Source organism: Mesorhizobium sp. 113-1-2 (assembly GCF_016756475.1).
Taxonomy (GTDB): Bacteria; Pseudomonadota; Alphaproteobacteria; order Rhizobiales; family Rhizobiaceae; genus Mesorhizobium; species Mesorhizobium loti_C.
Genome location: NZ_AP023242.1, coordinates 2595797 through 2617290, shown reverse-complemented (window position 1 = coordinate 2617290; position 21494 = coordinate 2595797). Strand labels below are relative to the sequence as shown.

Sequence of the window (21494 nt, the reverse complement as noted above, 5' to 3'; positions counted from 1 at the left end):
GAAAACTTCTGCGCCGAGGTACTCGTCCCTAACGGCCCTCTAAGACCGCCTCTACAAAATCATCATCAAGCGGTCCAGTCAGACGGTCGAGCCAGTCCTAATCCTGCGCAAGCGGTTCGAGAACGACCGCTCGGCCCTCGCGGCGGATTGAAACATCGCCGGTTTCAAAACGATATTTCTTCGGCAGGCGTACCGCTTGCGATCGGCCAGACCTAAAAACCTTCGCCTTATCCATTCGCGCTCCTCCCGCCTCAACTCAAGGCGCACAAGCCGACTGCGGCATTGGCTCCAGCCGGTAGACCTTGTCGTCCGACTTCGTCTTGCCGTCGGCGGCCTTCGAGCAGAGATCGACGATTGCCAGGCTGCTGTTGGGATTGGCCAGCATCATCATGCCGTTGGCGCCGCGCTTGAGGAAGATTTCCTTCTGCGCGATGTCGCAGGCAAAATCGCTCATCTTCGAGCTTGCCGCGCAACGCCATTGGTCGGCCTCGCCCTGGCAGGAATAGGTCTGCGTGACCTTGGCCCCATTTTTTCTGGTCGTCACCGAGACGGCAATGTCTGCACCATCGGGCCAGTTGGCGGCGTCCCCGCCAGATGCGAAGGACGCCAGTTCGACCGGCCCGCGAAAAACCCGGATCGACTGCGTCAGCTGGTCGGGATGCGAAATCATATGCGCCGCATCGTAATCGCGGCCGTAGCAGAACGGCTGGTCGGGCTTCAGCCGCTCGCGCAGCGGCGCCCCAAGTGCCGGATCGATCGGATCGATGCGCGCGAATTCCGCCTTGCAGGTCGCGGCCGGCATCGGATCGAGGCGGAAATTGTCGTCCTCCGAGCCGAGCGCTTGCCTGTTGTATTCCGCCTTGCCGAGTTGCTCCTCAGAGTCCGGATCGAGATAGATGTCGGAAGACAGGTCGGAGAGGAGCAAGCGGCCCTTGTCGTCGACCTTCAGCGAGGCCAGCGTGCGGTCGCAATCCATGCCGCAACGGATCGGGCCTGAAGTGCCGTCCTCTGATTCGTGATTGCACCAGCCGCCAGCCCATTCCGGCGCCTTGGCGCCACGCACCGTGGTGGTGAGAAAACCGTTGTAGGATGTGTCGGCATTGGCCGTGGGTTCCTCGTTCGGCCGGCTGACCGGATCATGGCCGTAGTAGAAGAAGATCCGCGCCACTTTCTGTTTCGGATGCGCCTTGAGATGCGCCGCGTCATAGACCCGGCCGAAACAGGCGTCCGCCCCGTTCGGGCTAAGTTCCCTAAGTTTAAGCGCGTCGTCGGCGACAGCCGTGCCGATCAGCAAACCAAGCAGCGCAACGGCAAATCCGGCGCCCGCAACTGTCTTCCATTCCCCTGCCCTGAACGTCATGTGACCTCTCCTCGCACCGACAGGACGTAACGTCAATTTATGCTAGTATTGCGACCGGAGCCACGCAAGTTGCGGTGAATCCAGGGAGGATGCCATGCGCCGACGCGACATGTTCCGCGCAGTTCTTGCCGGGACCGGAACGTTTCTTGGCCTGCGGGCGGTGCAGGCCGCTGCCACGGAGCCTGCCAGGCCGAAAGTGGCCTATCACCTGAGCGATGTGGACAAGGTCAACTTCGTGCTGGGTAACATCAAGAACCACTATGAGGGCACCGGCGGCAATGTCGACATCGTGCTGGTCGTGCATGGCCCGGCCTTGGCCGCCTTCAAGTCGAAGGGCATATCGGCCGCGGTCTCCGGCCGCTTCGCCGGCCTGGTGCAGCAGGGGCTCGTGCCGCAGGCCTGCAGCAACACCATGCGGGGCATGGACATTTCGCTCACCGACCTGCTCGACGGCTTCCATGCCGCAGACAAGGGCGGCGTCGTCAAGCTCGCGGAACTGCAAAGCCAGGGCTATGCCTATATCAGGCCATAGTGCACAGTCTTGACTCCGGGGCCGGGAACGGCTGGTCTCGCTGAACCCTCCGGAGGACCAGCAGTGCCCACGACCGCGCTTACCATTCCCGATCTCGCCGGCAAGGCGGTGCTGATCACCGGCGCCTCTACCGGCATAGGCGCGGCACTCGCGCTGGCCTACGCCGCGCAGAAATCCAAAGTGGCGCTGCATTACAATTCGAGCCGCGAAGCGGCCGAAAAGCTTGCCAGGACGATCACCGACAACGGCGGCGAGGTCTTCCTCGTCCAGGGTGATTTTTCCGTTGCCGCCGATGTCGAACGCGTCGTCGAGGAGAGCGCGCAACATTTCGGCCGCCTCGACGGGCTGGTCAACAATGCCGGCGGCATGCTCGGCCGCGTGCCCTATGCCGAGCAGACCGAAGCGCACTACGACGCGGTGATGGACCTCAACGCGCGTTCGGTGCTGACCGCCTCGCGCAAGGCCATGCCATGGCTGAAGAAACGGGGCGGCTTCATCGTCAACACCTCGTCCATCGCCGCGCGCAATGGCGCGGGCGGCGGTGCCGGCCTCTACGGTTCGGCCAAGGCCTTCGTCTCCAATGTGACGCGCGGCATGGCCAAGGAGCTGATCGGCTTCGGCATCCGCGTCAACGCCGTGGCGCCGGGCACTATTCTCACCCCGTTCCACGAGCGCTATTCCACCGCCGAACAGATCAAGGGCATGGTCGCCACCATTCCGCAAGGGCGCGCCGGCACGGCGGAAGACTGTGTCGGCGCCTATCTGTTCCTCTCTTCCGATCTCCTGAGCGGCTACATCACTGGCCAGGTGATCGAGGTGAATGGCGGCCAGTTGATGCCGTGACCGGCTATCTGCATACTGACGGTCCGCATACTCTTGTCGAAGACTTTGAAGGGGAGACAACAGAATGTACGGACTGATCGGCAAGATGCGGGCGGCGCGCGGCCAGCGCGACGCGGTCATGGACGTGCTGCGCGCCAGCACCGGCGCCCTCCCCGGCTGCCTGAGCTATATCGTCGCCACCGACCCGGCCGATGCCGACGCGATCTGGGTGACCGAGGTGTGGACGGATCAGGCAAGCCACAAGGCCTCGCTGCAGCTTCCGGAAGTCCAGGCGGCCATCGCCAAGGCGCGCCCCTTCATCGCCGGCTTCGAGTTCCAGGTGGAAACCCACCCCGTCGGCGGTTTTGGGTTGGCTGACGGCAAGACGGGCTGACCCCGGAACGGCGCGAAGCCTACCCGGAGCGCAGTCCTTCGTCACATCGAAAGGTAAACGGTCGTAACCTCAGGTTCCTAAGTTTCAGTTCTTGCAATGCCCCGAGAATGAACTAAGTTCTATGGACTAAGTTTATCAGGAGCAACCTGCGATGCAGACCGTAAACATTCACAATGCGAAGACCAATCTTTCACGTCTCGTTGACCGAGCCGCCAAAGGCGAGCCGTTCATCATCGCCAAGGCAGGCAAGCCGTTGGTCAAAGTCGTCCCTATCGATCAGCCGGCCTCGGAGGCGCGGCGGGTGGGCTTTATGACCGGCCAGCTTTCCGTCCCTGACGATTTCGACCGCATGGGCAGCGATGACATCGAGCAACTGTTCGGTGCCAAGGCGTGAAACTGTTGCTCGACACTCATTTGCTGCTGTGGGCGGCTGGCGAACCGGAGCGGCTACCACTTGCGGCCCTCGGCGAGATTGAGAACCCAGAGAACGAATTGCTGTTCAGTCCTGCCAGCCTTTGGGAGATCGCAATCAAGCGTGGACTTGGGCGCGATGATTTCCAGGTCGACCCGCGTTTGCTGCGACGAGGCCTCTTCGACAACGGTTATCTTGAGTTGCCGATCACCAGTGAACACGCCGTCACCGTCGACGGACTTCCGGCGGTACATAAGGATCCCTTCGATCGAATCCTGGTTGCCCAGGCAATCGCGGAAGGCATTACCCTGCTGACAACGGACGATCTTGTGGCTCGCTACCCTGGCCCTATCCGAAAGTTCTGATCAAGGCACCTTGGAACCGCGCTTCGTTTTTCGGCAAGGCGGGGTTCGCATGGCCCTGCTTCGCGTCTAAGACCGAAGAATGGATTCCTCGGCCCAGCAGCCACCCCCTGACCAGCCCGCCACCGAGCGCATGGCGCGGATCGGCAAGCCCTGGCAATGGTTGGTCCTGCTCACCATCTCCGCCCTCTTTGCCGGCGCGCTCGAACTTGCCGCTCTCCCGGCGGCGCTGCTGATCGGGCCGATGCTGGCGGCCATCGTCGCCGGCACCAATGGCGCCACGGTGCGGGTGCCGCGCCTGCTGTTCGGCTCCGCCCAGGCCATTGTCGGCTGTCTCGTCGCCGCGTCGATCTCGGCTGATATCTTTCCCGTCTTCTACCAGGAATGGCCGCTGTTCCTTGGCGTGGTGATCACCACAGTCGCGGCTTCCAGCCTGCTTGGCTGGCTGATCAGCCGCTGGCGTATCCTGCCCGGCACCACCGCCGTCTGGGGCTCCTCGCCGGGTGCTGCCACCGCCATGGTGCTGATGGCCGGCGCTTTTGGCGCCGACCAGCGGCTTGTCGCCTTCATGCAGTATCTGCGCGTCATTTTCGTTTCGATGACGGCCGCCATCGTCGCCAAGATGTGGGTCGACACGTCGGGTATCGAAATCCCACCCATCATCTGGTTCCCGCCGATCGATGCCCAGGCCTTCGCCGCGACCATCGGCATCGCAGTCATAGGCGGCCTGGCGGGCAAGCTTTGCCGGCTGCCCTCGCCCTTCTTCCTCGGCACCTTCATCTTCGGCGCCATCATCCATCTCGGCCTTGGCGTGGAGATGCAATTGCCGCCCTGGCTTCTGGCGGTCAGCTACGCCATGGTCGGCTGGTCGATCGGGCTGAACTTCACCAGGCCGATCCTGCGCCATGCGACGCGCGCTCTGCCGCAGATCATCGCCTCGATCGTGGCGCTGATCGGCTTCTGCGGCGGGCTCGCCTTCCTGATCAGCCATCTCCTCGGCATCGATCCGCTGACCGCCTATCTGGCGACCAGCCCCGGCGGCATGGACAGCGTCGCCATCATCGCCGCCGCGGCGCGGAACGTCGACATCTCCTTCGTCATGGCGCTGCAATCGGCCCGCTTCCTGATCGTGCTGCTCGTCGGCCCGAGCGTTGCGCGGCTGGTGGCCAGAAGCATCAGGGAATAGGCAAAACCGCTCCTCCAATCGCATTATTTGACCGGCTGGATCCCGACCAGAGTTGCCGCCCTGCGACACCCCTCGATTGCATGGGCGCCGGTCGCAAAAAATACTTGACTCACATACTCATATTTGAGAGCGCGGGTGCGCAATCCTGCATGAGACAGTGGAGACGAGTTGATGCGAACACGGCCGACGACATGGCGCCCGGGACTATCCTTGCTGGGCGGCGCGGCGATGCTTTGCCAACCCGGCGCAGCCTATGCACAGGACGATGGGGCGGCTCCTGTCCTCGGCAAGATCGAGGTGACCGCGCAGAGCAACGAGATCCTGAAGCAGGATGGCTATGTCGCCAGCAAGGACCGCATCGGCACCAAGACGGACACGCCGATCGCCAAAATCCCGCAGGCCATTTCGGTGGTGACGCAGAAGCAGATCGAGGACCAGAAGCCACGCACGCTCAACGAATCGCTCGGCTACACGGCCAGCGCCAATCCCAACAGTTTCGGCTTCGACACCCGCTATGACGCCTTCTTCCTGCGCGGCTTCCCGGCCTTCTACAACGGCATGTTCCGCGACGGGCTGCGCCAGTACAACGGCCCCTCAGCCTGGTTCAAGACCGAGCCCTACGGCATAGAGGGCGTCACCATCCTGAAAGGCCCGGCATCCTCGCTCTACGGCGTCAGCGGCCCGGGCGGCATCGTCAACGTCGTCACCAAGCGTCCCAAGGACGAGCCGTATCACGAGATCGAATTGCTCGCCGGTGAACACGACCGGTTCCAGGCCGCGCTCGACGCTTCCGGACCGATCAATGACGACGGCAGCATCCTCTATCGCTTCACCAGCCTTGGCCGTCTCAGCGAGACCGATCTGCCTGGCTATCCCGACGACAAGCTCTACCGGGCGCCGGCCGTCACCTTCAAGCCGGACGAGGACACCAAGCTCAGCATCCTTGGCGAATATTCGAAGTCCGCCACCGGCGGCACCGCCGCCTTCTACAATTCAGGCTATGGCGTGCTGTCCAACGTCTATGAGGGTGATCCGGCCTGGAACGATTTCGACCAGACCCAGGGCCGCATCGGCTATGAGTTCGAGCACCGTTTCAACGATGTGCTGACGGTGCGCCAGAACCTGCGCTACAACGCAGTCGACAGCGACATCGAGTATAGCGGCCATTATTTGCCCGGCGTCGGCCAGCCGCTGCAGCGCTACTGGGGCCATTACACCGAGACGATGAAGAACTTCGTCGTCGACAACATGGCGCAGTTCGAGTTCGACACCGGACCGGTCAGGCACACCGCCGTCGCCGGCATCGACTATGCCTGGTCGGATTACGATGCCGCCAGCGGTATCTCATATGTCTCCGTCGACGACATCAAGGCGATGCCGGTTCCCCACTCCGGCGGGCAAGAGATGAACCAGCTCGGCGCCTATCTGCACGACCAGATGGAGTGGAACGATTTCACCCTGTTCACCAGCGGCCGCTACGACTGGGTCGACACCACCTCCACCGCCGCCGACTTCAGCCAGTCCAAACAGAAGGACAGCGCCTTTTCCGGCCGGCTCGGCCTGTCCTACCAGACCGAGTGGGGCATCATACCCTACCTCAACTACTCGACCTCGTTCTCGCCCAACATCGGCTTCGTCTATGACGACGTCACCAGCACGGTTGGCCGCGTCGCCCGTCCAACCATCGCCATGCAAAAGGAGATCGGCATCAAATACGAAATCCCCGATCACAATGCGACCATCAGCGCCGCGCTGTTCGACATCGACCAGAAGGACGGCGTCGTCTTCGACGCCTCGACCGGCATCAACAAGCAGCGCCAGCTCGACCTCAACTCGCGAGGCGTCGAGCTGGAAGCCAATGCTTCGGTCGACAACGGCTTCAGTTTCATCGCCTCCTATACCTATCTGCAGGTGAAGATTGAGCGCGGCGCCGAAGGAACCGACGGCAAGGAACTGTCGGCGACGCCGAACCACATATTGTCATTGTGGGGCCACTACCAGTTCGAGAACGGCACGCTGGAAGGACTGGGGCTGGGCACAGGCGTACGCTTCGCCGGCTCGAGCTATGGCGACGACACCAACACTTTCAAAAACAGCGCGCGCGCCTTCGTCGACGCGTCGGTGTCCTACGATTTCGGCACTCGCAATCCGAAGCTCGAAGGCGTCAAGCTGCAGGTCAACGCCAAGAACCTGTTCGACAGCCAGAAGACCATCTGTTCGGCCGGCTATTGCTATCGCGACGAAGGCCGCTCGCTGTTCGCCAGCCTGCGCTACCGCTTCTGAGATGACGCGAAGCGGCGAGGACTAGTCTTCGCCGTCCCCGTTTTCGCCCTGCGCGCCGCGGCGCCAATAGGCGGTGACCAGATGCCGGTCGCGTGCCAGGCCCCATTCCTTGCGCACGATCTTGCGGATCTCGCGGAAGTCGGCGAATTCGCATCCGGCCCACACAAAGAGACCGTCGGCAAGTGCCGCGTGGCTGCGCTCCCGCAAGGCGGCCGGCAGCAGGCCGGCGGTGCCAGCCTCGCGGCCGTTCCGGTAGAGCCAGGTGATGTCGATATTGTCCCCTTGCGGCAGCGTGATCCGATCGTCGGGATCATCGACCTCAATGAGCGCCTCGGCCCGCGTTGACGGCGGCAAGTGCTCGAGGATCCTGCCGATGGCGGGCAGCGCGGTGTCATCGCCGACGAGAAGCAGGGTCCGTCCCTCCGGCGCCTCGCCGCCGCCGGGCCCGATCATGCCGATTATGTCTCCCGCCTGGGCGTTCTGCGCGAAGGCGGCGGCCGGCGTGTCCTGGCCGGGGTGCAGCACGAAATCGACATCGAGCCAGCCGGTTGCCGCATCGATCGCCCGGATCGTGTAAACCCGCACGGTGAGCGCATCCTCGCCCGCGGGCCAGACAAGCAGACCGCCAGGGCCTACCGAGGGCCAGACCGGCCGCCGGCCACGCGGCGGCAACAGCAGCCGCATGTGCAGGCCGCCATGGGTGAAGCGGCCGAGGTTCGTGCCGGCGAAGCGCAGGCGCTGCATGTGCCGCGAGATCCGTGTCGACGACATCACCGTGATCTCGCGGAAGAAGACCGGCGTGCCGGCATCGCTGCCGTCGCCTTGCCAGCGCAATCCGCTGGCGGTGCCGAGATGCTGGGCGACGTGGCCGGCAACCGTCATCTTCATGTAGGAGAGGCAGGTCTCGTCGATCGCTGCGACACGGACCAGCATGGCGTCATCCTCGAGCGTGGCGCTCAACGACCCGTAATACAGGCGAAGCTCCCAGCGGTCGGCAGCACCGGTTTCGATCTCGTATTCGCCGTGCTCGGCGCGCAGACGCTCGATCGCCGACCTGATTGCCTCGTCGCTGATGCGGGCCTGCGCGCTCAACTGGTCCATCGCTGAAAATCCTTCGATAGCGGTTCAAACGAAGCCGCCGAAAGATCTGGCCTCGTCGCCATCGTCGGGCATGCCACAGCACCGCCAGGGTTTCCAGAAAAAACTTGACCAAAGTAATCATATTTTTATCGAAGTGCCGGGGAAGGCTCATTCACCTATGTCGGCTCGGCTTTACCGTCATCGAGGTCGAAGCGCAGACGTCTGGCCTCGATCAGCACGCGCAGGTGGCGATACGTCACGAGATAGCGAACCCCGACGATCACAGCCGCAAAGCCGGCTACAGCGGCCACGCCAAGCGCCCAGCGCGGACCGACATCATCGGCCACCCAGCCGACCACGGGCGCGCCGAGAGCGGTGCCGCCCAACGTTGTGGCCAACAGGATCGCCATCACGCGCCCCCGCATGGCAGGGTCGGTCGAGAGCTGCACCAGGCCGATCGTCGAGGTGGTCATCGTTTGCGCCGAGACGCCGATGACAACGAGCGCGAGCCCGAACAGCCAGTAGTTGGGCATGATCGCGGCCAGGCTGAAGCCAATGCCGAAAATAGCGGCACCCGCCAGAAGAAGCACCAGGCGGGGATGCTCGCGCCGCGCGGCCAGTAATGCGCCGCAGACCGATCCGATCGCCATGGTCGACGTCAACAGCCCGTATTGGCCGGCTCCAGCGTGAAAGACGGAGACTGACATGGTCGAGATGAAGATCGGAAAGTTGAGCCCGAATGTGCCGATCAGCAAAAGCATCAGAAGGATGGCTTTGAGGTCAGGGCGCTTCCACACATAGGCAAAGCCCTGGGCAAGGCCGCCGCGGCTGCGCTGCGCCTTGTCCTTCAGGTGAAGCTCACTGAGACGCAGCAGGCCGAGCGAGGCGAGGACGGCGGCAAACGATGCCGCGTTGATCAGAAAAACCCAGCCGGAGCCGACGGAAGCTATCAAGGTTCCGGCGACGGCGGGCCCGATCATCCGCGCCACGTTGAACGAGGTGGAGTTGAGCGCCACGGCATTCGACAGGTCTGTCTCGCCAACCAGATCGGATACGAATGTCTGGCGCGCCGGCGCGTCGAACGCCGTCGTGCAGCCGAGCAGGAAGGCGAATACATAGACATGCCACAATTGAACCAGCCCGGCGACGGTGAGCAGGCCAAGACCGAGCGCGAGCAGGCCCATGGCGGCTTGCGTGGTGAGCAGCAGCTTGCGCCGGTCGAGATGATCGGCGGCAAAGCCCGTCCATGGCAACAGCAGGATCTGCGGTGCGAACTGCAGCGCCATCACCACGCCCATGGCGGTCGCGTTGTTGTGGGTCAGTTGCGTCAGCACCAGCCAGTCCTGGGCGGTGCGCTGCATCCAAGTTCCCACATTGGACACGATCGCGCCGCCGGCCCAGATCCGGTAGTTGAAATTAGCCAGCGACCGGAACGTGCCCTTTGCCGGGGCGCTCATCCGTCGACCGGGGAATTGCCGCCGTTGAAGCGGCCGAACATGCGTGCCGTCATCACGCCCATGAGGAGGGTGCCCAGCCCCAGCGCGAGGACGTCAGCCGTGGATCGCAGGTCGAAATCTCCAACACGGACCACCAGGAGATAACCGATCGCCAGGTTCAGGAACCCCCACAGCACGTTCACGGTCGAGGAGGAATGGCCCTGGCCGCGCGGTGTGGCGAAGGGGCTTTGAAAAGGCCGCCCCATCACGCCACTGACGAAATGCGGCACGGCATTCGTCAGCACGGCGCCACCGAAGAAATAGGACACACAGTCGATCCATTGCATATCAGGCATTCCTCCTCGCGAGCAGATCAAGGATGTCCCGTGTCGTGCCGGTTTCGCCCAACCTCGGGAAAATATGCACGATGCTGTTGGCGTGGGCATCGAGGCTCATGTCGGTCATCGCGTCCAGCGCCAGCGTGACGTTGAACCCGAGATCGCGGGCATGGCGGGCTGTCGCCTCGACACCCATGCTGGTGGAAACGCCGACGATCACCACCTGGGTGACGCCCTCGCCCTTCAGCCAGGCTTCAAGATCAGTGTTGACGAAGGCGCCCGCCGTGCGTTTGGTCACGATGTGGTCCGCCGGCCGCTGTTGCAATTCGGGGACAAGATCAGCCCAGCCGCTGGGAAACTCCCGCATGCGAGGCGCCTGCTCCGTCCGGCCCGGAGGCGCGCCGGCAACGTTGACAAGCACAACCGGCAAGCCGCGGCCGCGAAACGCATCGGCGAGCGTGCACGCCCGCTGCACGACGTCGCCCATCGGATGGACAGCGGGCAAGGCGACGATGCCTTTCTGCAGGTCGATGACGATAAGTGCCGTTTTCCGGTCAAGCGTGGTGACTGCCATCCCTATTTTCCTTCTGATGATTGAAACAGCGGCGCACCGGACGACTGGTCAGAAATCGGCAAGGCGTCCGAGCAGTTCGACGGCGCCTGCGAGTTGCTCCTGCTCGTCGTGGTCAAGCTTCGACTGGATGGCGCGGAACAGCCAATCCTGCCTTGCCGCCCGCCCGGTCGCGATCATGTCCCGGCAGGCCGGCGTGAGCGACAGGAGGGTCTGCCGGCCATCGGCCGGATCCGGCGCGCCTTCCACCAGTCCGGCCACTTGCAGCGCCGACACAATGGCGCCCATCGATTGCGGACGCATATGCTGAGCGCGCGCCAGCGTCGTGACCGTCGCCGGACCCTCTCGATCCAGATGCAGCACCACCGACTTCTGCGACGACGTCAGATCGCCGTCGCCTGCCTGCTCCCGCAGGCGCCGGATCAGCCGGCCGGCGACAACCCGAAGCTCGGCCGCTAAAGCCATCGCACGCACAGTTTCCGGGTCGTCTTGCAGAGACACTTGATCTTTCATGGCTGCTTCGTAGCAGATATGAAGGTAAACTTCAAAGTTTAGCTTCATATCTGGACATCACAAGGCCGTGACCTCAGGCCGGCCGAAGGCCGTGCCGTCTGGCCGGCTATCGCGGCGCCGCAAGCCGGTCAGGAAGGAAATCGACGAAAACGCGCACCTTTGGCGAGAGATGGCGATTGGAGGGCCACAGCATCCGGAACTGGCCACGGCCGTCGACATGATCGTCCAGCACGCTGAGCAGCCTGCCGTCGCGCAGCGCCTCGCAAACCAGGAAATCCGGCATGCAGGCGATACCCAGTCCAGCGAGCGTGGCGCCCTTCAGGGCTTCCATGTTGTTGCAGGTCAGCATTGAGCGGATCTGCGGTTCAGCGCTTCCGGTGATGAATGGCCACTCCAGCAGCCTGCCGCTGTTGAGAAAGCGGAAGTTTATGCCGAAATGCCTGATGAGATCGGCCGGCTCGCCGGGTGTGCCATGGCGCTCGAGATAGGAGGGCGCCGCGCACAGAAGCATGCGAAACGGCGCAACGGGTCTCGATACCAATCGTGAGTCCGGCAACTGGCCGCTGCGGATGGCAACGTCGATGCCTTCCTCGATGATGTCGACGATGCGGTCGTTGAAATCGATGTCGAGTTCGATCTCGGGATAGCGAGCCATGAACTCCGACAGCACCGGCAAAAGCAGATGATAGGTGACGATCGGGGTCGAGACGCGCAGCCGTCCGTGCGGCGTTTCCCGCGTCCGCGACAGCATCGCCTCAGCATCGTCGATGTCGTCGAGGATGCGGCGCACCCGCTCGTTGAACAACCTGCCCTCCTCCGTCAGGCCGATGCGCCGCGTGCTGCGCTGCAGGAGCCGCACGCCGAGCTCCTGTTCGAGCCGCGCGACGCTCTTGCCGACCGCGGAGGCCGAAATGCCGAGCGCCCGGCCGGCAGCGATGAAACTGCCGAGTTCGGCGGTGCGGGCGAAGGCCAACAAGCCACTGAGACGATCCATCGCAGTCCTCTATTCGAGCGTTTTAGTCCGGTATATCAGGAGATATAATACCATTTTTCCTGAAAGGCCGTCGACCTATCTTGTCGCTACGACCGGCGCACGACCCACGTGGCATGCCGGCGGATGCTGCTTCAGATAGGAAAATCCATGACCTCGAAGACCCCATCCGGCCCGGCCGAGCGATGGCTCGTGCTCTTGTCGGTATGCCTTGCCGCGATGACGATGCCTCTGACTTTCACCGGCCCGGCCGTCGCGCTCTCCCGCATCGCCGCCGATCTCGGCGGCAGCCCGATCGCGCTCAACTGGGTGACGAACGCCTTCATGCTGACCTTCGGCGCCAGCCTGATGGCGGCTGGTGCGCTGGCCGACAACCGGGGCCGCAAGCGCATCTTCCTCGTCGGCCTCTGCCTCTATGTCCTGGCGTCGCTCGGCGCGATGCTGGCGCCCGGCATCGTTTGGTTCGACATGTTCAGGGCCGCGCAAGGCATCGGCAGTGCCTTGGCCTTCGCCGGCGGCGCCTCCGCACTTGCCCAGGAATTCGAGGGACCGCTGCGGCTGCGCGCCTTCTCCTTCCTCGGCACCAGTTTCGGCATCGGTCTCGCCTTCGGCCCGATCGCCTCGGGCCTGCTCATCTCCGCATTCGGCTGGCGCTCGATCTTTGTCCTGGTGGCAGTGCTGGCGATCGCCTCGGCAGTGCTGGGCCTGCGCACCATCAGGGAATCGCGAGACCCGGACGCGACCGGCCTCGATTGGGCGGGAGCCGGCACTTTCACCATAGCACTGGCTTCGCTGACCTATGGTGTCCTGCAGGCGCCTCAGAGCGGTTGGGCCGATCCCGTCGTCATCGCTTTGCTCGCCGCGGCAGCCCTCTTCTTCGCCGCCTTCGTTGCCGTCGAACGGCGCGTGCGGCGGCCGATGCTTGATCTCACGCTGTTTCGCTACCCCCGCTTCGTCGGCGTCCAGTTCCTGGCGGCGGCGCCCGCCTATGGCTTCGTCGTCCTGCTGGTGCTCTTGCCGATCCGCTTCATCGGCATCGAAGGGATGAGCGAGATCAAGGCCGGGCAATTGATGATCTGCCTCTCGGGGCCGCTGTTGATCCTGCCGCTGCTGGCCGGCCAGCTGGCGCGCTGGATCGCGCCGGCCACGATCTGCGGCGCCGGCCTGCTCATCGCCGCCGCCGGTCTCGTCTGGCTGAGCCTGACGCCGCCGATCGGCATCGCGCTGGTGGCGCCGCTGGTGCTGATCGGCGTCGGCATCGCTTTGCCCTGGGGGCTGATGGACGGGCTTGCCGTCAGCGTCGTGCCCAGGGAGCGCGCCGGCATGGCGGTCGGCATCTTCAACACCACGCGCGTTGCTTGCGAGGGCGTGGCGGTGGCCATCGTCATGGCGACCCTGTCGGGTTTCACCGCGGCACAGCTAGGCACTCAAGGAGCGTCTTCCAGGGATGCGGCCGCCGCGGCGCAGCTGCTGGTGACCGGCAATGTCGGTGAAACGGCACTGCATCTGCCGACGGCCAGCGCCACGGCTCTGGTCCAGGCCTATGAGACAGCGTTCGACAGGCTGCTGATCGTTCTGGCGGCAATCACCATCGTCACCGCCCTCGTCGTCTTCCTCGGCCTGCGTCGCGGATCGGCGGCGGAACGCGAGCCCGTTTCTCTGCCGGTATGCCAGGAAGGATAGGCTACGGGTGTCAGGTGATGACGAGGCTCGCTATGCGGTCGCCATCCAGCGTGAAGGTCATGTCGCCCTCGCCGTTGAAGCCCTTGCCCTCGACGGCGATGCGGACGCGATAAGTGGCTTCCGCCGGCGTGATGCTGACGATGCTGAGATGCGACTTCACGCCGATATTGTCCGACTGGTTCCAGCGCGCGATCTGCTCGCGGCCATGGAAGTCCCTTCCCCAGTCGCTCAAGAACGCGTCGTCGGTAAAGGTACCAAGGAAGGCCTCGGTGTCGCCTTCATTGGTGGCCTCGACGAAGCGGCGGATGGGCTCGGGTGTCGTCATCAGTCCAATCGGTGCATCAAATCATCATCCAGCCAACGGCCGAAGAAATAGACCAGTTGCTTGTGCCACCACGGCCAGTCATGGCTGACGTCGCCGCCCCAATAGTCGACCCAGGCCGGAATGGATTTGTCGCGCAGGATCTGTTCCAGCTGGCGCGTTTCGACCAGCATTCGCTCTTCCCAGGCGCCCTGCCCGCAGCAGAAGATCAGCCGCAGCGCCTTCAGCCGCGCCAGCAGCTTCGGATCGACAATGCCGGGCAGATAGTCGAGCGGCGAGTTGTAGAAGATGTCGCCCTCCAGCACCTTGCCGAAGAAGTCGCGGGCCGAATAGACGCCCGACAGCGAGATGACGCCACTGGCGAGTTCGGGAAAACGGAAGACGAAATTCGAGGAATGGTAGCCGCCCATCGAGCAGCCTGAAAACAGCGGCTTCAGCTTGCGCCCGCCATTAGCGGCCGATGCCGTGGACAGGATTTCCGGCAGTGCCTCCTCGCGCACGTAGCGGAAATAGGCCTCGTGGCGGCCGATGCGATGCGCCGCATCGGCATGCTTGTCGAAGAAGGATTCCGAATCGATGCCGTCCACCGTGAACAGCTGGATACGGCCGGTGTCGATGAACTCGCCAAGCGCACCCACGCCACCGGAATCCTCGAACTGGTAGAACCGTCCCTGCGAGGTCGGGAACACCACCACCGGCCGGCCGGCATAGCCGTAGCGCTTGTATTCCATGTCGCGGCCGAGCTTGCCCGAGAAATGCTTGTGATAGGAAATGTCCATCGCCTCAGGCCTTTTCCGCGTGGATATAGGCGACCGCCTCGCGCAAAGCTGCCTGATCCTTCGAGCGCATCTGGTAGGCGTAATTTCCCATGGCGCGGCTGAAAACCTCTTCTATCGGCTGATGGTGGACGATCTTGTCGCGGTGCGCCGCTAGCACGTCCTCATGGCTGTGCAAATAGTGGAGGTGGCGCTTGCGGCTGGCATAGGCGGTGAAATACTTGCCCTCATAGGGGCCGCCGGCGGCGTCCTTGACCACCATATTGGCCCATGCCGCGTAGACGTCGATGTCGAACGTGTAATTGATGGCGTCGGTCATCCAGGCGCCGGGCGGCCGCATATTGACCTCCAGCGCGATGATGCGGTCGTCCCTGGTCTCGAACAGCTCAATGTGGAAGAAGCGCTCGCGCACGTCGAACGCCTTCAGGATCTTTCGGCCGGCCTCCTCGACCGCTGGCCTGATATGGGGAAAGCAGGTGTAGCTCATATGGCGGTCCTTGTTGACCACCTCCATGACGCTCTGGTCGTAGCGGTGGCTGGCCGCCAGCACCACTTCGCCGTCGCGGTTGACCAGCCCGTCATAGGTCACCACCAGCCCTTCGATGAACTGCTCCATGACGAAGGTCACGTCCTCGGGCTTGTCCCGGAAGAACTGGTCGAGTTCCGCTGTGTTGGAGATCTTGAAGGTGTTGGAGGCGCCTGAGCCGCTGTCGGGCTTCACCACCACCGGGTAACCGACGCGGCGGATGAAGGTCATGGCGCCGGCGCGGTCGGAGCATTTGCGCTGCGCGATCGTCTCGACGCCGCTCTTGCGGAAGAAGGCGCGCATGCGGCTCTTGCGCTTCAGATTCTTCACGAAATCGAGCTTGGTGCCGTAGATGTTGAAGTCGGTGCGGATGTTGGCTTCCAGCTCCAGCCAGTGCTCGTTGAGCGATTCGAAGCGGTCGATGCGGCCCCATTTGTGGATGAAATGGCCCATCGCGCGGAACACCGGATCGTAGTCCTCCATGTCGGCGACGCGATAATATTCCGAAAGCGCACTCTTCAGCTTGCTGTTCAGCGCGTCATAGGGCGCATCGCCAATGCCGAGCACGGTGGCGCCGGCCTTCTTCAGCCGGTCGCAGAAATCGGCGCCGTTGGTCGGAAAATGCGGCGAGAAGAACACGAAATTCATCGACACCCCCTCATGGCGGCGGCGCACCGCAGCTCCACCGACACGCAAGTCTGGCGCATTTGCGGCGCGCGGGGAAGAGCTTCCGCGTCAGGGATTCAGGGATAATGTTCAACGGATTCAGCACCCGCTTGCCTCCCACAGGCCGCTCCTGTATGAGAACCGACATGAACACGCGCGCCACCACCGCTTCCCGTCAGACCGGCTTTGCCGGCGAGACCGTGCGCGCGCTTGCCTCGACCCTGCTTCTTCTCGGCCTTATCGGCGATCGCCGGGTTCGCTGAAGGAGCGCCCGGCGGTCGAACCGCCGCGCAAGCGCATGCTCCTTGGCCAGTCTCAAAATTGGCAGTCACATCAAGCGAACGAAAATCTGGTAAAGGCGCCACTCGCCAGCAATCCGTCCGAGACGGATCCGAGGGCCGCCGGGAGAACAAGACGATGAACGCACGAGAACAGATCCGCCCTGATGCCGGGGGCACCGGCAAGGATGTGGAACCCGTCCGGGGCATGCCCGATGCAGCCCGCAAGTATCAACCTTATCCGACCGTTGGCCTCACCGACCGGACCTGGCCCAACAAGGTCATCGACAAGGCGCCGATCTGGTGCTCGGTCGACCTGCGCGACGGCAACCAGGCGCTGATCGATCCGATGGGCCACGAGCGCAAGGCGCGCATGTTCGGCCTGCTGCTCGATATGGGCTTCAAGGAAATCGAGATCGGCTTCCCCTCGGCCTCGCAGACCGATTTCGACTTCGCCCGCTGGTGCATCGAGGAAGGCAACGTGCCCGCCGACGTGTCGCTGCAGGTGCTGGTGCAGTGCCGGCCCGAGCTGATCACCCGCACCTTCGAGGCGCTGAAGGGCGCCACCAACCCGATCGTGCATTTCTACAATTCGACCAGCGAATTGCAGCGCCGCGTCGTCTTCGAAAAGGATGTCGGCGGCATCAAGCGGATCGCCACCGATGCGGCCAAGATGATCACCGACATGGCGGCCAAGGCCGGCGGCGGCTATCGCTTCGAATATTCGCCGGAGAGCTTTACCGGCACCGAACTCGAAGTCGCGCTGGAGATCTGCAACGCCGTCACCGAGATCGTCAGGCCGACTTCAGACAACAAGCTGATCATCAACCTGCCGTCGACGGTCGAGATGTCGACGCCCAACATCTATGCCGACCGCATCGAGTGGATGTGCCGCAATCTCGACAACCGCGAAAACCTGATCATCTCGCTGCATCCGCACAATGACCGCGGCACCGGCATCGCCACCACCGAACTCGGCCTGATGGCCGGCGCCGACCGTGTCGAAGGCACGCTGTTCGGCAATGGCGAGCGCACCGGCAATGTCGACATCGTCACGCTGGCGCTCAACATGTACACGCAAGGCGTCGATCCGGGCATCGATTGCTCCGATATCAACCGGATGAAGGATGTCTACGAGTACTCGAACCAGCTGAAGATCCCCGAGCGCCACCCCTATGTCGGCGAGCTCGTCTACACCGCCTTTTCCGGCTCGCACCAGGACGCCATCAACAAGGGCATGAAGGCGCTGAAAAAGGCCAACACTGGCCTGTGGGAAGTGCCTTACCTGCCGATCGACCCAGCCGACGTCGGCCGCAGCTACGAGGCGATCATCCGCATCAACTCGCAGTCCGGCAAGGGCGGCATTGCCTATGTGCTGCAGGCCGACTACGGCCTCAATCTGCCACGCAACCTGCAGATCGAGTTCAGCCAGGCGATCCAGGCGATCACCGACGCCGAAGGCAAGGAAGTGCCGGCCAAGCGCATCTATGAGCGCTTCCTCGAAACCTATGTCGACCAGCCGGGCGCGCGCCTGAAATTCCTCGACCACCACACCTATCCCGATACCGAGGTGAAGGGCCGGCGCGTGGTCGAGGCGATCATCCTCGACAAGGGCAAGGAAGTGACCATCTCAGGCACCGGCACGGGCCCGATCGATGGTTTCGTCGACGCGCTGTCGCGCCATGTCGGTGTCGAGATGTCTGTGCTCGATTATTCCGAGCACTCGATGCAGCGCGGCTCCAATGCCTCGGCCATTTCCTATGTCGAAATGGAACATCCCGGCGGCAAGCTGTTCGGCGCAGGCATCAACACCAACATCGTCGCCGCCTCGCTGGAAGCGGTGACTTCGGCCGCCAACCGCATTGTCGGCCGCAAGGCGCGGTAGCGTTTGCCGACTGGCGCGAGGGATCGGAACAACTCTCGCGCCATTCATCTTTTCAGGCCGAAACAAGGTCTTGGCCTCGAATGGCTGACACTGGCGGCGGCGTGCTCATTCTGTAGCCGACATCGATCGCGCCATTAACCACCGGAAAATTATCCGGTTGGGTACGCGATCTCATAATGGGTGTATACTTGTCTGGTGGTGCGAGCCCTATATGATCGCATCTCAACCTGTGCCGACTTCGAGAGGATCGACACTTGCAGCATGCCACGCCTGCCGCCCCCGCAGTGCGCGAGACACTGGAGCGACTGCTTGCCAGCGAAACGTTCGGACGGTCCGAACGCGCGCGCAAACTCATCCGTTATCTCGTCGAACGCGAACAAGCCGGCGAAGCCGACAGGCTCAAGGGCTTTTCCATCGCCATGGACGTCTTCGGCAAGGACGGCGATTTCGATCCGTCGACCGATGCCGTGGTACGGGTCCAGGCAGGCAGGCTGCGCGAGCTGCTGCAGCAGTATTTCGCCAATGAAGGCATCGCCGAGCCTGTCCGCATCGCCATTCCACGCGGCGGCTACGTCCCGGCCTACGAGCTCAACGCGATCCGCTTGCCGGAAGCAGCCAAACCCGCGGAACAGACGCAAGCGACAGCGGCTCCATCCGAGTCCGCCGACAGTGTCATTGCGGCCGCTGCGTTGCTGGCGCCGGCGGCCGCGCCGTCGTCTTCCGTAACGCGCCACCTCAGGTTCTTCTGGATGGCGATCGCGCTGGTCATCGCCATGCTCGGTGTCCTGATCCTGCGTCAAGGCAGCGGCGCGCTGCTGGCCGGCGGTGACATGCCGGCCACACTCGAGACCGCCGGCCTGACCAGCAACATCGCATTATCTGCGATGGCAGAAGCCCTGCCGCTCGTCTACATTGACATCAAGGCCGACGGTGCTGACGCCAGCCGCGTCGCCGCCTCGCTGCGCGCCGGCCTGAGCGGCTTCGATACGATCGACTTCATCGGTCGCGACACCATCAACAGGCACGATCCCGCCAGCGACGCCACCAGCTTCATATTCGACATTCTACCTGGTCCGAACGCGGGCGATATCACGATCGAACTGCAAAGCGTGGCGTCCGGACGAGTGCTTCTTTCACGCAATCTCACGCCGGCCGACAGCGCCCCTGCTGCTGTCGAAGACCGTGTTGCCGACATGCTGAGCTCGGCACTTCCCGCCTCGGGCACGATCTACAACTATATCGAGCAGACCGGCACGCCAAACGGCCTGACTCAATGTTTGCTGCTCAACGACAAATATTATCTCGACCAGAATGCCAGAACCCATGAGGCCGCTTATCGCTGCCTCGAGACGTTGGCCAACTCAGGGGCAAAATCCTCACTCGTCTATTCGGAACTTGCTTCTCTACAAGTCGAGGCGGTCTCCGATCACTATGTCTACCCGCCCAATGCGACGATCGAAAAGGCCGTCGAGTTTGCTCACCGCGGCGTGCAGATGGGACCGACCAGTCCTTATGCGCATCGCGCCTATGGCTATGTCAGCTCGCGCCTCGGCAATACGGACGAAGCGATCCGCTGGATGCGCAAGGCCCATGAACTCAATCCCTATGATCTCGGCATGGCCGCGGCTTACGGCTATGGGCTGATCTTCGCCGGCCGATACGCGGAGGGAACGCCGATCCTTGCCCATGCGGCCGAGACCTTCAGCGGCCATTCGACATGGTGGGACTACGGACTGTTCGTCGGTGATTTCATGCTGGGCGACATGAACAAGGCCATAGCGGCCAGCATGGCATTGCGAACGACGGCAACGAAATCGCATTATCTGGCAGCGCGTCTGATCGGCGCCAAGGCCGCCGGACAGAACCAACTGGTGACCACGCTGTTGGACGAGCTGAACACCAAGTTCCCCAAATTTGCCGCCGATCCGCGCGCGACCTTCGTCGAGCGAAAATACCCGGCCGATCTGACCGATCGGCTGGTCGGCGCCTTGCGCGCCGCCGGACTCAGCAACGCCAGCTGAAGTTCAACGGTCTCCGACCATTTGGACCAATGGAATTGTTGGGCGTACGCGCGCGGAGAACAAAGCACCAATCGGGCTGATTTGCCGGCTTTGCCAGACGAATCCGTTGAATTCCATGCTTGCGCTCGCGAATAATCGCGAAAATTTTACTGGCTATGGCGCTGGACGAAGAGCAATCCAGCCACATTTGGTGCCCGGTCCCGCGCTTTTCTCAGTCCTGCAATAAGCCCCCCGCTTTCATGATTTCATCGCTCTATGCCGCCGAACAAGGTGTTGGTTCGAAGACCATCGTTCTGCTGCATGGTTTCGGCGGCTGCTCCGATGTCTGGCGCGAGGTGACCGCCTCGCTCGCCGCTTCCGCGCGCACCCTTGCATACGACTTGCCGGGACATGGCATGTCGCTCGACTTTCCCGGTGCCGGGCCCGCTAAGGTCGCGGCAAGGGCCGTTCTTGCCGACCTTGAGGCCCGCCGGGTCAAACGCATCCATCTCGTTGGCCACTCGATGGGCGGAGCGGTGGCGACCTTGATGGCTCTGGCCGAGCCTGAGAAAGTGGCTTCGCTGACCTTGCTGGCGCCTGGCGGTTTTGGCCCGGAGATCAACGGCCCCCTGCTGCGCCGCTATGCCGGGGCACGGGATCTTGCCGATGTGCGTGCCTGCCTTGGCGCGATGTCAGGGCCCGCCAGCACGCCTTCGCCACGCGTCGCCGATGTGCTGTTCCAAATGCGCAAGCGGCCCGGGCAAGTCGAAAAACTCGTCGAGATCGCCGCCGCCATGACCAGGGACGACCGGCAAGGCGTCATCCCGCGCGACCTGCTGGACAGGCTGACCATGCCGGTGATGGTGGTGTGGGGCAGTGATGACACGGTGCTGCCCTTCACCCATGCGGATGACCTGCCAGCACGCTTTCATGTGCATCACGTGCTGGAGGCCGGCCATATGCTGATCGAGGAAGCGCCCGATCTGATGGCCAGCATCATCCAGCGCAATATGAACCGTCGCGCCAGGACCGTTCGCCCGAAACTCGCCGCCGCGGCCGGCTGAGTTGCTTCCGGCGC

21 protein-coding genes and 1 pseudogene are annotated in these 21494 nt (G+C 63.2%); 11 read left to right on the top strand and 11 right to left on the bottom strand.

Annotated features, from left to right (window positions below; translation table 11 throughout):
- Positions 1 to 28 precede the first annotated feature (28 nt).
- Together JN279_RS12475 and JN279_RS12470 are read right to left on the bottom strand one after the other, a co-directional pair.
- Positions 29 to 235, bottom strand: a pseudogene (locus tag JN279_RS12475) (antitoxin).
- A gap of 21 nt (positions 236 to 256) precedes the next feature.
- A complete protein-coding gene (locus JN279_RS12470) occupies positions 257 to 1360 on the bottom strand; it encodes a hypothetical protein (protein WP_096449440.1) in 1104 nt (367 codons plus the stop codon).
- 94 nt (positions 1361 to 1454) lie between these two features.
- Between JN279_RS12470 and JN279_RS12465 the strand changes: the two genes are divergently transcribed.
- The 7 genes from JN279_RS12465 (at position 1455) to JN279_RS12435 (ending at position 7351) form a co-directional block, all read left to right on the top strand.
- Entirely contained in the window at positions 1455 to 1892 is a 438-nt protein-coding gene (locus JN279_RS12465) for a DsrE family protein (RefSeq protein ID WP_096449442.1), read from the top strand.
- 63 nt (positions 1893 to 1955) lie between these two features.
- Positions 1956 to 2735 (top strand): SDR family NAD(P)-dependent oxidoreductase, encoded by a 780-nt coding sequence (locus JN279_RS12460; protein ID WP_096449444.1) that lies wholly within the window; start codon positions 1956 to 1958, stop codon positions 2733 to 2735.
- Between the two features lie 64 nt (positions 2736 to 2799).
- Positions 2800 to 3108, top strand: a complete 309-nt coding sequence (locus tag JN279_RS12455) for a putative quinol monooxygenase (RefSeq protein ID WP_096449446.1) — start codon at positions 2800 to 2802, stop codon at positions 3106 to 3108.
- A gap of 151 nt (positions 3109 to 3259) precedes the next feature.
- Entirely contained in the window at positions 3260 to 3502 is a 243-nt protein-coding gene (locus JN279_RS12450) for a type II toxin-antitoxin system Phd/YefM family antitoxin (RefSeq protein WP_096449448.1), read from the top strand.
- Complete coding sequence (locus tag JN279_RS12445) at positions 3499 to 3885, top strand: type II toxin-antitoxin system VapC family toxin (RefSeq protein WP_096449450.1); 387 nt, start codon at positions 3499 to 3501, stop codon at positions 3883 to 3885. Before JN279_RS12450 ends, JN279_RS12445 begins: the two co-directional genes overlap by 4 nt.
- A 79-nt stretch (positions 3886 to 3964) precedes the next feature.
- Positions 3965 to 5068, top strand: a complete 1104-nt coding sequence (locus JN279_RS12440; RefSeq protein ID WP_096449452.1) for an AbrB family transcriptional regulator — start codon at positions 3965 to 3967, stop codon at positions 5066 to 5068.
- 171 nt (positions 5069 to 5239) lie between these two features.
- Positions 5240 to 7351, top strand: coding sequence for a TonB-dependent siderophore receptor (locus tag JN279_RS12435; RefSeq protein ID WP_096449454.1), 2112 nt, complete (start codon positions 5240 to 5242; stop codon positions 7349 to 7351).
- Positions 7352 to 7372: 21 nt separating this feature from the next.
- On the opposite strand, the gene JN279_RS12430 is transcribed toward JN279_RS12435, so the two are convergent.
- From JN279_RS12430 to JN279_RS12405, 6 genes are all read right to left on the bottom strand, one after another.
- On the bottom strand, positions 7373 to 8452 hold the full coding sequence (locus JN279_RS12430) for a siderophore-interacting protein (RefSeq protein WP_096449456.1): 1080 nt from the start codon (positions 8450 to 8452) through the stop codon (positions 7373 to 7375).
- Positions 8453 to 8607: 155 nt separating this feature from the next.
- Positions 8608 to 9888: an MFS transporter gene (locus JN279_RS12425; protein ID WP_096449458.1), complete on the bottom strand. Its 1281-nt coding sequence runs from the start codon at positions 9886 to 9888 to the stop codon at positions 8608 to 8610.
- A complete protein-coding gene (locus tag JN279_RS12420) occupies positions 9885 to 10214 on the bottom strand; it encodes a hypothetical protein (RefSeq protein ID WP_096449460.1) in 330 nt (109 codons plus the stop codon). The genes JN279_RS12425 and JN279_RS12420 overlap by 4 nt, the downstream gene beginning before the upstream one ends.
- Position 10215: 1 nt before the next feature.
- Entirely contained in the window at positions 10216 to 10779 is a 564-nt protein-coding gene (locus JN279_RS12415) for a cysteine hydrolase family protein (RefSeq protein WP_096449462.1), read from the bottom strand.
- A 48-nt stretch (positions 10780 to 10827) separates the two neighbouring features.
- Complete coding sequence (locus JN279_RS12410; RefSeq protein WP_244734544.1) at positions 10828 to 11241, bottom strand: MarR family winged helix-turn-helix transcriptional regulator; 414 nt, start codon at positions 11239 to 11241, stop codon at positions 10828 to 10830.
- Positions 11242 to 11395: 154 nt separating this feature from the next.
- On the bottom strand, positions 11396 to 12283 hold the full coding sequence (locus JN279_RS12405) for a LysR family transcriptional regulator (protein ID WP_096449467.1): 888 nt from the start codon (positions 12281 to 12283) through the stop codon (positions 11396 to 11398).
- A 147-nt stretch (positions 12284 to 12430) separates the two neighbouring features.
- Here JN279_RS12405 and JN279_RS12400 point away from each other — a divergent pair, with 147 nt between their 5' ends.
- On the top strand, positions 12431 to 13963 hold the full coding sequence (locus JN279_RS12400; protein ID WP_202352897.1) for an MFS transporter: 1533 nt from the start codon (positions 12431 to 12433) through the stop codon (positions 13961 to 13963).
- 10 nt (positions 13964 to 13973) lie between these two features.
- Here JN279_RS12400 and JN279_RS12395 read toward each other — a convergent pair whose 3' ends face one another.
- Genes JN279_RS12395 through JN279_RS12385 form a run of 3 tightly spaced genes read right to left on the bottom strand, consistent with a single transcriptional unit; the run spans position 13974 to position 16235 of the window.
- On the bottom strand, positions 13974 to 14288 hold the full coding sequence (locus JN279_RS12395) for a nuclear transport factor 2 family protein (RefSeq protein WP_096449470.1): 315 nt from the start codon (positions 14286 to 14288) through the stop codon (positions 13974 to 13976).
- Complete coding sequence (locus tag JN279_RS12390; RefSeq protein ID WP_202352896.1) at positions 14288 to 15064, bottom strand: esterase family protein; 777 nt, start codon at positions 15062 to 15064, stop codon at positions 14288 to 14290. Before JN279_RS12390 ends, JN279_RS12395 begins: the two co-directional genes overlap by 1 nt.
- A gap of 4 nt (positions 15065 to 15068) precedes the next feature.
- Positions 15069 to 16235: an ATP-grasp domain-containing protein gene (locus JN279_RS12385; protein ID WP_096449474.1), complete on the bottom strand. Its 1167-nt coding sequence runs from the start codon at positions 16233 to 16235 to the stop codon at positions 15069 to 15071.
- 435 nt (positions 16236 to 16670) lie between these two features.
- On the opposite strand from JN279_RS12385, the gene leuA reads away from it, so the two are divergent.
- From leuA to JN279_RS12370, 3 genes are all read left to right on the top strand, one after another.
- On the top strand, positions 16671 to 18416 hold the full coding sequence (gene leuA / locus JN279_RS12380; RefSeq protein ID WP_202352895.1) for a 2-isopropylmalate synthase: 1746 nt from the start codon (positions 16671 to 16673) through the stop codon (positions 18414 to 18416).
- Between the two features lie 254 nt (positions 18417 to 18670).
- Positions 18671 to 20437, top strand: a complete 1767-nt coding sequence (locus JN279_RS12375) for a tetratricopeptide repeat protein (protein ID WP_202352894.1) — start codon at positions 18671 to 18673, stop codon at positions 20435 to 20437.
- Between the two features lie 239 nt (positions 20438 to 20676).
- Positions 20677 to 21480: an alpha/beta fold hydrolase gene (locus JN279_RS12370; protein ID WP_096449480.1), complete on the top strand. Its 804-nt coding sequence runs from the start codon at positions 20677 to 20679 to the stop codon at positions 21478 to 21480.
- Positions 21481 to 21494 lie beyond the last annotated feature (14 nt).

Bases quoted from the DNA above. Each gene is read 5' to 3' on its own strand.
- JN279_RS12435 (WP_096449454.1), top strand. From the start codon at position 5,240: ATGCGAACACGGCCGACGACATGGCGCCCGGGACTATCCTTGCTGGGC.
- JN279_RS12385 (WP_096449474.1), bottom strand. From the start codon at position 16,235: ATGAATTTCGTGTTCTTCTCGCCGCATTTTCCGACCAACGGCGCCGAT.
- JN279_RS12370 (WP_096449480.1), top strand. From the start codon at position 20,677: ATGATTTCATCGCTCTATGCCGCCGAACAAGGTGTTGGTTCGAAGACC.
- leuA (WP_202352895.1), top strand. From the start codon at position 16,671: ATGAACGCACGAGAACAGATCCGCCCTGATGCCGGGGGCACCGGCAAG.
- JN279_RS12405 (WP_096449467.1), bottom strand. From the start codon at position 12,283: ATGGATCGTCTCAGTGGCTTGTTGGCCTTCGCCCGCACCGCCGAACTC.
- JN279_RS12415 (WP_096449462.1), bottom strand. From the start codon at position 10,779: ATGGCAGTCACCACGCTTGACCGGAAAACGGCACTTATCGTCATCGAC.
- JN279_RS12465 (WP_096449442.1), top strand. From the start codon at position 1,455: ATGCGCCGACGCGACATGTTCCGCGCAGTTCTTGCCGGGACCGGAACG.
- JN279_RS12450 (WP_096449448.1), top strand. From the start codon at position 3,260: ATGCAGACCGTAAACATTCACAATGCGAAGACCAATCTTTCACGTCTC.
- JN279_RS12425 (WP_096449458.1), bottom strand. From the start codon at position 9,888: ATGAGCGCCCCGGCAAAGGGCACGTTCCGGTCGCTGGCTAATTTCAAC.
- JN279_RS12400 (WP_202352897.1), top strand. From the start codon at position 12,431: ATGACCTCGAAGACCCCATCCGGCCCGGCCGAGCGATGGCTCGTGCTC.
- JN279_RS12470 (WP_096449440.1), bottom strand. From the start codon at position 1,360: ATGACGTTCAGGGCAGGGGAATGGAAGACAGTTGCGGGCGCCGGATTT.
- JN279_RS12455 (WP_096449446.1), top strand. From the start codon at position 2,800: ATGTACGGACTGATCGGCAAGATGCGGGCGGCGCGCGGCCAGCGCGAC.
- JN279_RS12390 (WP_202352896.1), bottom strand. From the start codon at position 15,064: ATGGACATTTCCTATCACAAGCATTTCTCGGGCAAGCTCGGCCGCGAC.
- JN279_RS12430 (WP_096449456.1), bottom strand. From the start codon at position 8,452: ATGGACCAGTTGAGCGCGCAGGCCCGCATCAGCGACGAGGCAATCAGG.
- JN279_RS12420 (WP_096449460.1), bottom strand. From the start codon at position 10,214: ATGCAATGGATCGACTGTGTGTCCTATTTCTTCGGTGGCGCCGTGCTG.
- JN279_RS12410 (WP_244734544.1), bottom strand. From the start codon at position 11,241: ATGGCTTTAGCGGCCGAGCTTCGGGTTGTCGCCGGCCGGCTGATCCGG.
- JN279_RS12440 (WP_096449452.1), top strand. From the start codon at position 3,965: ATGGATTCCTCGGCCCAGCAGCCACCCCCTGACCAGCCCGCCACCGAG.
- JN279_RS12395 (WP_096449470.1), bottom strand. From the start codon at position 14,288: ATGACGACACCCGAGCCCATCCGCCGCTTCGTCGAGGCCACCAATGAA.